The sequence below is a fragment of the Amycolatopsis sp. NPDC058278 genome (assembly GCF_042881395.1).
Taxonomy (GTDB): domain Bacteria; phylum Actinomycetota; class Actinomycetes; order Mycobacteriales; family Pseudonocardiaceae; genus Amycolatopsis.
Map to the genome: position 1 here is coordinate 1 of NZ_JBHVXZ010000259.1, position 3,377 is coordinate 3,377.

The window sequence follows — 3,377 nt, forward strand, 5'->3', positions numbered from 1 at the left end:
CGCCGGTGGAGTGGGGCAGCCGCGTCGAGCTCGAGCTGCGCGGGATCGTCGGACCGGTGAAGTGCCAGCTGGTCGCCGTCCCGGCGACCGGTGCCGAGCGCGTCGTCTCCAGCTGGTCGGTGCCGCCCAAGGGGTTCGGCATCCCCGGCTCGCCCGAGCCGTTGCGGCTGCAGGGCTCGGTCTCCTTGGCGATGGACCAGATCAACCGGTTCGAGGTGCGCGGCGAGGACGGCACCGTCCTCGTCGTCGTCCAGCGCTGAATCTCTTTCTTTTCGGTGAACCGCCGTGACCTGGGTGAATGCGGTCCGGTTGCGCTCTCGTAGATAACGAACAGATAACGGGCCGGTCGCTTTTGAACCTCGGGCCGCTCAGGTCCGTATCCCCCAATGCATCCCCCGATGCATCCCGACAGCCGGAACCGCAAGCATCCCCAACGGGTTCCGTGCGATCTCAAAGCTCAATCAACGGTAGTTCTTGCCCGGGCTGCCGCGCTCATCGGCGCGCGCCCGGAATAACGAACGAGGTGAACTAGTCTATGGCCCGGAATTCTCGGTCCCCCGTGACGGGCAAGCACCGCGTTGCCCGCCGAACCAAGATCGCGATGGGCGCGATCGGCCTGGCGATCGCCGTCGGCGGACTCGCCGTGGCGGTCTCCGCGGGGCGCACGGGCGAAGCCAGCGCGGACCCCGCGGACCCGTCGTTCTTCATCGACATCAACAAGGTTCCCGCCGGCAGCAACGTGAACGCGGCCTTGAAGCAGAAGGGCGCCCAGGGCTCCTTCACCGTCGACTGTGGAACGAACGCGGACGGCTCGCACCACAACCCGGACAACTTCATCGCGCAGCCCGGGATCAAGAACGGCGCCCAGCACCTGCACGACTACGTCGGCAACGTGACGACCGACGCCGATTCGAGCCTCAAGAGCCTGCTCGCCGGCGACACCACCTGCAAGAACGGTGACCAGTCGGCGTACTTCTGGCCCGTGATCCGCGTCGACCGCGAAGACGAGGCGGCCAACCAGAGCAAGAACCAGAAGGCCAAGCAGGAGCAGCAGGGCAAGACCGGCGACGTCCAGCAGGACAAGACCGCGCAGGACGCGAAGGACGCGCAGGACCAGAACCAGCGCGAGCGCCGGGGCCAGGGCGGCGGCCGGACCGGGCTGGGCACCCAGCAGCAGGGTGACCAGAACGACGGTCAGCAGCAGCGCGGTCAGCGCGAACAGCAGCAGAACAACCAGCAGCAGGACCAGAACCAGACCAACCAGAACAAGAACCAGCAGCAGAACCAGCAGCAGGACCAGAACAAGAACCAGCAGAACCAGCAGCAGGACCAGAACAAGAACCAGCAGAACCAGCAGCAGGACCAGAACAAGAACCAGCAGAACCAGCAGCAGGACCAGAACAAGAACCAGCAGAACCAGCAGGGCAAGAACCAGGACCAGAACAAGGGCCAGGCCGCGCAGGAAGAGCTCGGCGGTCCGCAGGGCGCGAACGAAGAGGTCGGCGACAACGACGGCGAGATCATCGAGCCGGAGTCCGCGACGCTGAAGTTCATCGGCGGTGGCGCGCAGAACGTCGTCGCGATGCCGCTCGGCCTGAAGATCCTCTACGGTGACGCCAAGCAGAGCACCAACGGCCCGAAGAACGCCCGGCCGAGCTGGACCTGCACCGGGTTCGAGGACCGGCTGACCGACAAGTACCCGATCTGCCCGCAGGGCAGCAAGGTCGAGCGGATCCACGCCTTCCCGAACTGCTGGGACGGCAAGAACACCGACAGCGCGGACCACCGCAGCCACATCGTGTTCGCCGACCAGCAGGGCAAGTGCCCGCAGGGGTTCAAGAACGTGCCCCAGCTGCAGGTCACCCTGGTGTACGACGTCCCGCAGGACGTCCAGCAGAACAAGCAGTACAAAGTGGACGCGTTCGCCCAGGAAGCGCACAACCCGAAGTCCGACCACGACGACTTCGCGAACGTGATGAGCAAGCAGATCATGGGCCGCCTGGTCAACTGCATCAACTCCGGCAAGGCCTGCGCGGAATAACGCGCCCGGCCAACCTGTATCGCGGGAAGGAGAACTTCCGATGAACCGTGCTCGCCCGGCTGTCGCCGCACCGATCACCGTTGCCGGACTCGCGCTGGTCGCGGCCTGCGGGACCAACCCGTACGCCACCTCCGGTGCCGTCCAGCCGGTGGTGCTCGGGGCGCAGCAGCAGCCGGCGAGCGCGGTCCCGGCCGGCTCCGCGGCCCAGCTGATTTCCTCCACTGTGGACGGACTGGGCACCGTACTGGCCGACGCGGAAGGGCACACGCTCTACCGCTACGCGAAGGACACGGCCAAGCCGTCGAAAGCCACCTGCGCCGGTCCGTGCGCGATGACGTGGCCGCCGCTGGTTTCCGACGTCCCGGTGGTCGCCGCCGGGGTGGACAGCGCGCTGGTCGGCCTGGTCACCCGGCCCGACGGCCGCAAGCAGGTGACGGTCGGCGGCTGGCCGGTCTACCGGTACGCGAAGGACACCGGGCCGGGCATCGCGCTCGGCCGGGCGGCCGCCGCGGACTGGGCGGCGATCGCACCGACGGGGGAGAAGGCGGGCACCGAGCCGCCGACCCTCGGCACGACGGAGATCGACGGCCTCGGGCCGGTCCTCACGGACACCGACGGCCGCACGCTCTACCTCTTCACCAAGGACGGCAAGGACTCCGGAAAGTCCGCTTGCGACGCGGCCTGCGCGCGGAAGTGGCCACCACTGGAGGCCGACGGCCGCACCACCGTCGCCGACGGCATCGACGCCGGACTGGTCGGCCGCATCCGCCGGCCGGACGGCACGAGCCAGGTGACGGTCGGCGGCTGGCCGGTGTACCGGTACGCATCGGACGACGAGCCGGGAGCGGCAACCGGCCACGGCGCGGGCGGCACCTGGTACGCACTGGAACCCAACGGCTGCAAGGCGGACCCGGCTCGCCGGCCGGCGGTCCAGCAGGCAGTGGCAACCTCCTCCGGCGGGTACTGACCCGCCCCACGATCCCCGGCCCGGCGGACACTTCCCTCCACCTCACCCCCCCGTCCGCCGGGCCGGTTGCACCACCCCGAAAACCGCGGGACCTCCTCCCGCACCAGCCCGCGGGACCTCTCCCGCCCCGATCGCGGGACTTGTTCCGCACTCAACCCGCGGGACCTCCTCCCGCACCCGAGCCCCGGCCCGGTGGACGCTTCCCCTCCACCTCACCCCCCCTAGTCCACCGGGCCGGTTGTTTCACCGCAGGAAATCGCGGAACTCGCGTTCCGCACCCCGAGCCCCGGTCCGGTGGACGCTTCCCTCCACCTCACCCCCCCCACCCCGCCGCCCCGGGCGTGGGCCCCGCCCCCCGCGGGGCGCGGC

The 3,377-nt window shown here is 69.2% G+C and carries 2 protein-coding genes and 1 pseudogene; all 3 read left to right on the plus strand.

The features are described 5' to 3' along the window. Positions 1–260 (plus strand): annotated as a pseudogene (locus ACFVYA_RS49715) (zf-HC2 domain-containing protein); the annotation flags it as partial. 275 nt (positions 261–535) lie between these two features. Further along, a complete protein-coding gene (locus ACFVYA_RS49720; protein ID WP_387055646.1) occupies positions 536–2,041 on the plus strand; it encodes a DUF1996 domain-containing protein in 1,506 nt (501 codons plus the stop codon). A 40-nt stretch (positions 2,042–2,081) separates the two neighbouring features. Next, the gene (locus ACFVYA_RS49725) at positions 2,082–3,008 is read left to right on the plus strand and encodes an SCO0930 family lipoprotein (RefSeq protein WP_387055648.1); all 927 of its coding nucleotides are present in this window, start codon (positions 2,082–2,084) and stop codon (positions 3,006–3,008) included. The last annotated feature ends 369 nt before the right edge of the window (positions 3,009–3,377 follow it).

What these genes read in the sequence shown, in the direction of transcription:
- ACFVYA_RS49720 (WP_387055646.1), top strand. Translation starts at nt 536, where the DNA reads ATGGCCCGGAATTCTCGGTCCCCCGTGACGGGCAAGCACCGCGTTGCC.
- ACFVYA_RS49725 (WP_387055648.1), top strand. Translation starts at nt 2,082, where the DNA reads ATGAACCGTGCTCGCCCGGCTGTCGCCGCACCGATCACCGTTGCCGGA.